The organism is Polaromonas sp. P1_E1_2, assembly GCF_056406035.1.
Window position 1 is genome coordinate 1 of record NZ_JBFUAZ010000206.1, and the last position, 6,320, is coordinate 6,320.

Here is a 6,320-nt window from a genome sequence, read left to right on the forward strand (position 1 = left end):
GCACATAGGCTTCGGGCGCGCCGACAACGATGCAGATCAGCGTGGTGAGTGCCGAAATCCATAGCGTGCGCCAGAAGATGCCGTGGTAGTAGTCGTCCGTCAGCACGGCGGCGTAATGCGCCAGGGTGAAACTGTTCTTCACGCCGGTGGCGTGGTCAAACACCTGAAAGGACAGCACTGCGGTGAGCGCCAGCGGCACCAGCAGCAGGCAGGCAAACAGCGTGAAGGCCGGCGCCGACAGCAGCCACGGCGTGCGCGATGCACTGGCCCGGGCCGATGTCATCGGTGCAGCCACGGTCGTACTGTTCACGCCGGCACCCCTTGTGCGCCGGGCAGCAGGCGCACTTGCTGGGCGGTCCAGTCCAGGCCTACGTTGGCGCCTTCTTCGGCGGGCGCCGTGCCGTCATTGGGGCAGACCACCGCGAGCTGCCCGGCGGCGGTCGACACCTGGTAGAGCCACTGGCTGCCGAGGAAGAAGCGCTCGTGTACCGTGCCGCCTATGCGACCCTGGGCTTCAGGCACCAGGCGGATTTTTTCGGGACGCAGGCTCAGCACTACGGCATCGCCCTCTGACACACCGGGCGCCTGSACCTCCAGCGGTACATTGCCGCCCACATKCACGGTGGCCCASGGGCCGGYGGCCATCACRCGGCCTTCSAGCAAATTGGCCTTGCCGACAAAGCTGGAGATRAAACGGGTCTGCGGATGTTCRTACARCCGGTGCGGTTCGTCGATCTGCGTSACGCGGCCGGCTTCCATCACCACCACGCGGTCGCTGATAGACATCGCTTCGGTCTGGTCGTGCGTGACCATCACGGTGGTGGTGCCAACCTTGCGCTGGATTTGCCGCAGCTCGAACTGCATTTCCTCGCGCAGTTTGGCGTCCAGGTTGGAGAGTGGCTCATCCAGCAGCAGCACGGGCGGCGAGATGACCARSGCACGGGCCAGGGCCACACGCTGGCGCTGGCCGCCCGACARYTCACGCGGGTAGCGKGTKGCGTGCGCYTCMAGRTGCACCARGGCCAGCGCGGCTTTCACKCGCTCGGCRCGTTCTTCYYTGGGCACACGGCGCATCTCCAGGCCGAARCTSACGTTGTCRTACACGCTCATGTGKGGGAAGAGCGCATARCTCTGGAACACGATGCCCAGGCCGCGCGAATTGGGTTTGGCGTGGGTGATGTCGCGGCCGTCCAGCGTGACCTGACCCGACGTCACCTCACAAAAGCCCGCAATCATTTGCAAGGTGGTGGTCTTGCCGCAACCCGAAGGGCCGAGCAGCGAGACGAATTCGCCCTTTTCCACCGACAGGTTCATGTCGGCCACGGCGCGGGTGGCGCCATAAGACTTGTTCACATTCGCCAGGGTCAAAAAAGACATGGGGGGCACCTCTGCAACAAGGGGGTGRCCAGCGCCGCAACATCCGGACGACGTGCAAGACGATGACACCTTGATGACTTCATGCTATGGCATCCCATGAAAAATCGTCAATAGGTTATTCCGTATAGAGATATCTTTATTTGATTTATTCCGTTGAATGGAATTTATATACACTTGATGCCATACTGATTCCGCCAACGGAGACACCATGAAAGACGAAGACAATAGCTCCAGCAGCGTGCAACGCGCCTTTTCCATCATCCGGGCGCTGGCCGCCACGCAGGCCAGGGGCGGGCGCATCACACACATCGCCAAGGCCACAGGCCTCACGCAGGCGACCACCCACCGCATCCTGCAAAGCCTGGTGGCCGAGCGCGTGGTCGAGCAGGAAACCGGCTCCAAGCTGTATCGGCTGAGCATTGATTTTTTTGCACTGGCCGCGCAGGCCGGCAACACGATGGACCTGCGCAGCCTGTGCCGGCCTTCAATGCTGCGGCTGTGCGCCAGCCTGGGTGACACCATCTTTTTGCTGGTGCGCAGCGGCTTTGACGCTGTCTGCCTGGACCGCAGCGAAGGGCCGTTTCCCATCCGCTCCTTCACCGGCGACATCGGCGGGCGCGTGGCGCTGGGAATGGGCCAGGGCGGTCTGGCCATCCTGGCCTTTTTGCCCGAGACAGAGCGCGAAGAAGTGATCCGCTACAACCTGCCACGCGTGCGAGAGTTTGGTGTGTACGACGAGGTTTACCTGCGCACCGAGATCGAGCGTGTGCGCGAGCTCGGCTACGCCGGGCGCAACACCAACCTGCTCGACGGCATGGCCGGTGTCGGCGTGCCGGTGCTGGACCGCGAAGGCCGCGCCGTCGCCGCGCTCAGCGTGGGCACCATCTCTTCACGCCTGAGCCCTGACCGCTTGCCTACGGTGGTGGAGTTGCTCAAGCGTGAAGCGACGGCCATCAGTGCGCAGATCAATCCGTTTGACAGTACGCTGAGGCGGCCAGCGCAGAGTCTGGCGCCAGCCGACAAAGCCTGAGACACTCTCCAGGTTGCAATCCTCCTCCACGCCCCCAAGAACGGAAAGACCTCATGGATAACGAACTCGCCAAAAAGCATCTTGTGAGTTTTTCGGCCAAAGAGCGCGCGATTGCAAAATTAGGACTCGCATTCGCCRCTTTTTGCCTGGCCTGGACAGAATGGCTCACGCCTTCCGTTCCGCCCTTTACCGGCAAGTGGGCCTGGACACAAGTTTGGGCCTTCGAGGCGATGGGGCCGCGTGGACTCATCGGCATATGGCTGGCCCTGGGAACGCTGCTCCTGGCGTTCGGCCTTGTGCAGTTGTGGGATTCGGGAAAACGCGTCGACTGACAGCAGAGCCAAGTCATGCGGCGACTTCATCGCCCCCATTTACGCCAAAGAACTCGCCTGCTCGCGTAGCCAGCCGCGCAGCTGCACCAGCGGCCGCCAGCTGGTTTTCTGCGAAGGCCAGACCAGGTAGTAAGCGAAGTCCGAGCTCAGCGAAAGATCAAAGGGCACGGCCAGTGTGCCGTCAGCGATATCGTCGGCCACCAGAAAGCCCGGCAATACTGCAAGACCCAGCCCGGCCTTGACGGCCTGCGCGATCATGGAAAAGAGTTCGTACTTGGGGCCCGTGCCGGCGCCCTGCGCATCATCAATGCCGGCCAGCTGAAACCAGTCGCGCCAGGCGTGCGGGCGTGTGCTCTGATGGATCAGCGTGAACTTCAAGACATCGGCCGGCCGGCGCAGCTGGCGCTTTTTCATGAGCACCGGGCTGCACACCACCACGCTGTCTTCACCCATCAAATATTCCGACTCGGTGCCCGGCCAGTCGGGCCGGCCGTAGTGGATGGCGGCGTCCAGCCCCGTCAATGAAAAGTCAAAGGGCTGCAGGYGTGTGGCCAGGTTCAGCGTCACATGGGGGTGCGCTTTCAAAAACGATGGCATGCGCGGGATCAGCCACTTGGTGGCAAAGGTGGGCACCACGCCCAGCTCCAGCGTGCCGCCCTCGCCTTTGGACGACACCAGGTCCAGCATGGCGGCCTCCAGCGAATCCAGCGCCGGGCTGACCCGCGCCAGCAGCGAGCGGCCGGCGTCGGTCAGTTCCAGCTGGCGCGGCAGGCGCAGGAAAAGACTCACATCCAGGTCCTGCTCCAGCCCGAGGATCTGGTGGCTGACCGCGCTCTGGCTCACCGACAGGTCTTGCGCCGCCAGTGTGAAACTGCCGCGGTGGGCCGCCGCTTCAAAGGCGAGCAGGGCCTGGGTGGAGGGGATCTTTCGGCGCATCGCATGAATATATCTCATGCGTCCATCGAAATACATCCTTTGTGCATGACGCTGAAACTGCCGAAAATCCGGCTTTCACCTGCCGACAATACGCCTGAAAATGACCCACCTCCAGAAGCTCCTCGCCTGCTGCCTGCCCGCCGAAGCCGTCAAAGACATCCATGAACAGATGTACGTTCATCCGTCGCTGCAGCAGCCGGCCTCGGGCACCGTCACCCGGGCCGAACTGGCCCAGGCGCTGAACATGGCGCTGTTCCACGGCCTGGTGCAGCGCGTGCCGGCGGGGCAGGACTACATCGCCAGCGACGTGGTCGCACAAAAACGGCAAGTGGTGTTTGACCACGGCGCGCTGCGCACGGTGCGCTGGCCCAGCGGCGCCTTGCCAGCGGGCGAAGCCGCCTTCACTCGCGTGCTGCGCCCATTGGGTTTTGAACTGCAGGGCACCTACCCGCTGCCGCGCCTGAAGATGACAGGCCGCGCCTACAGCCACCGCGATTTTCCCGARGACATTGCGCAGTTCTTTGTSTCYGAGCTGCACCCCGAGCAGTTCTCCGCGCCCTTCCAGTCGGCCGTCACGCGCGTGCTGTCGACCTCRCGCGACCCGCTGGGCCCGCAGGATGTGGCGGACCTCGAGCAACTCACGCGTGACGGCGTGCTGCCCCTGGTGCAGGCGCTGCGTTTACTGCCGCAACTGCTGCAGTGCTTTGACCGCCAGCACGGCGTGTTTGGCATGGACGACTACGAATTGCTGCTGGCCGAATCCGCCGAGATGGCCTGGATCGCCACCGAAGGCAATGCCTTTAACCATGCGACCGACCGCGTGACCGATGTGGATGCGGTGGCCGAACGCCAGCGCACCCTGGGCCGGCCCATCAAGGACAAGGTCGAGGTGTCGGCCAGCGGCCGTGTGCGGCAGACGGCTTTCCGCGCGGCCACGGTGCAGCGCGAGTTCATCACCGCGCAGGGCCGCGTCACGCGCGAGGTGCCGGGCTCGTTCTACGAATTCATCACACGCGATGCACTAACACCCATCGCGGCGAACGACCCCGTAAAGGCGCCGCGGCTTGACCTGGCCTTTGACGCTGGCAATGCGACCGGCATTTTCGGCATGACGGCCGCACGCGCATGAGTGCTGTGCGTGCGCTGTATGCACAGGCCAGTGGCTCGCCCATACGCGCCATGCTGGCGCTGGCCGGCCAGGAGGACATGATCTCGCTAGCCGGTGGCCATCCCGACCCGGCGCTGCTGCCGGCTGAATGGTTGCGCGAATCGCTGCTGGAAGTAACCGGAAAACTGCAAGGTCGGAGCCTGCAATACGGCGCCACTGAAGGCCTGCCGGAGCTGCGTGAAGCCAGTGCTGCCCTGCTCACACAGCGCGGCCTGGTGGCCAAGGCGAGCGATCTGCTCATCACCACCGGTTCACAGCAGGCCATCGATTTGCTGGCGCGTGTGCTGATCGAGCCCGGTGAAGGCATCGCAGTGGAGTCGCTCAACTACCCCGCCGCGCTGCAGGCTTTTCGTTTTGCGGGTGCGCGGCTGATTGAAATTCCGACCGACGCACAAGGCATGGATATCGACAAGCTCGAGCCCATTTTGCTGGCCGAGCGCCCGCGCGTGCTGTATGTGGTGCCCAATTTTGCCAACCCGACCGGCGCCGTGATGCCGCTGGCGCGGCGGCTGCGCCTGCTGGAGCTGGCCGCGCAGTACGGCGTCACGTTGATCGAAGACGATCCGTATGATCAACTCTGGTTTGGTGAAGCACCGCCGCCTCCGCTTGCGCAACTCAACCAGCAGGCCGGCTCGCCCGCGCAGGTCGCCTACATGACCAGCYACTCCAAAGTGGTGGCGCCTGCCCTTCGCCTGGGCGTGTTGCACGCGCCGGCCGACATCTTGCGCGCCGTGGTGCTGGCCAAGCAGGCGGCCGACGTGCACAGCGGCTCGCTGGAACAGCTCACGCTCGCGGCCATGCTGGGTTCCAACCGCCTCACGCCCCACCTGGGTGTGCTGCGCACAGCCTACGCCGCCAAAGGCGCCACGCTGGCCGATGCCTTGCGCACGCATGCCGGCGGTCTGCTTGAATTCGAGGCACCGCAAGGCGGCATGTTTGTCTGGGTCAGGCTGCGCAGCGACTTGCCCCTGCTGCCGACACAAGATTGGGTGGACTTCGGACTTCGGCATAAAGTGCTCGTAGTACCGGGCGCCGCCTTCAGCATCAGCAATGCTGCTCAGCCCTGGCTGCGTTTGAGTTTTGCCAACCCTTCACCGGCCGCGCTGCAACAAGGCGCCGAGCGGCTGGGCCGCGGGCTGCACAGCCTCGCCACGAACACAGCCTCCGATTTCAGGACAACCCAAGAAAGGACTTCAGCATGAGTCACTCCAGCGACGTTTCATCTCTCTTCAAGACCCTGGGCGTCAGCGCCGACCTGGGCAGCAAGGCGTCTGCGGCCATTGAAGTGGTGACCCCCATCGACGGCAGCCTTCTGGCACGCGTGGCGATTCACAGCGCAGCCGACGTCGACAGCGCATTGAACAACGCCCATCAGCGCTTTATCGACTGGCGCAATGTGCCCGCCCCCAAACGCGGCGAACTGGTGCGTGCTTTTGGTGAAACCGTGCGCCGCCACAAGGCCGAGCTGGGCCAGCTG

General features: G+C 64.0%; 7 protein-coding genes and 1 pseudogene. 5 read left to right on the plus strand and 3 right to left on the minus strand.

The features are described 5' to 3' along the window. Together AC1D1P_RS11410 and AC1D1P_RS11415 are read right to left on the minus strand one after the other, a co-directional pair. Positions 1 to 283 (minus strand): annotated as a pseudogene (locus tag AC1D1P_RS11410) (ABC transporter permease); the annotation flags it as partial. 23 nt (positions 284 to 306) lie between these two features. Continuing rightward, on the minus strand, positions 307 to 1,377 hold the full coding sequence (locus AC1D1P_RS11415) for an ABC transporter ATP-binding protein (RefSeq protein ID WP_477673048.1): 1,071 nt from the start codon (positions 1,375 to 1,377) through the stop codon (positions 307 to 309). A gap of 208 nt (positions 1,378 to 1,585) precedes the next feature. On the opposite strand from AC1D1P_RS11415, the gene AC1D1P_RS11420 reads away from it, so the two are divergent. Both AC1D1P_RS11420 and AC1D1P_RS11425 read left to right on the plus strand, forming a co-directional pair. Next, a complete protein-coding gene (locus tag AC1D1P_RS11420; protein ID WP_477668455.1) occupies positions 1,586 to 2,407 on the plus strand; it encodes an IclR family transcriptional regulator in 822 nt (273 codons plus the stop codon). A 53-nt stretch (positions 2,408 to 2,460) separates the two neighbouring features. Next, positions 2,461 to 2,739 (plus strand): hypothetical protein, encoded by a 279-nt coding sequence (locus AC1D1P_RS11425; RefSeq protein ID WP_477673049.1) that lies wholly within the window; start codon positions 2,461 to 2,463, stop codon positions 2,737 to 2,739. A gap of 39 nt (positions 2,740 to 2,778) precedes the next feature. Here AC1D1P_RS11425 and AC1D1P_RS11430 read toward each other — a convergent pair whose 3' ends face one another. Then, complete coding sequence (locus tag AC1D1P_RS11430; protein WP_477673050.1) at positions 2,779 to 3,675, minus strand: LysR family transcriptional regulator; 897 nt, start codon at positions 3,673 to 3,675, stop codon at positions 2,779 to 2,781. A gap of 100 nt (positions 3,676 to 3,775) precedes the next feature. Here AC1D1P_RS11430 and AC1D1P_RS11435 point away from each other — a divergent pair, with 100 nt between their 5' ends. The 3 genes from AC1D1P_RS11435 to AC1D1P_RS11445 all read left to right on the plus strand — a co-directional run. Beyond that, positions 3,776 to 4,804, plus strand: coding sequence for a 2-oxoadipate dioxygenase/decarboxylase family protein (locus AC1D1P_RS11435; protein WP_477673051.1), 1,029 nt, complete (start codon positions 3,776 to 3,778; stop codon positions 4,802 to 4,804). Further along, the gene (locus AC1D1P_RS11440) at positions 4,801 to 6,045 is read left to right on the plus strand and encodes an aminotransferase-like domain-containing protein (RefSeq protein ID WP_477673052.1); all 1,245 of its coding nucleotides are present in this window, start codon (positions 4,801 to 4,803) and stop codon (positions 6,043 to 6,045) included. The genes AC1D1P_RS11435 and AC1D1P_RS11440 overlap by 4 nt, the downstream gene beginning before the upstream one ends. Then, a partial coding sequence (locus AC1D1P_RS11445) for an aldehyde dehydrogenase family protein (protein WP_477673053.1) occupies positions 6,042 to 6,320 on the plus strand: 279 nt, incomplete at its 3' end. The genes AC1D1P_RS11440 and AC1D1P_RS11445, both read left to right, overlap by 4 nt.

Excerpts from the sequence above, each read along its gene's own strand:
- AC1D1P_RS11420 (WP_477668455.1), top strand. The coding sequence starts at position 1,586 with ATGAAAGACGAAGACAATAGCTCCAGCAGCGTGCAACGCGCCTTTTCC.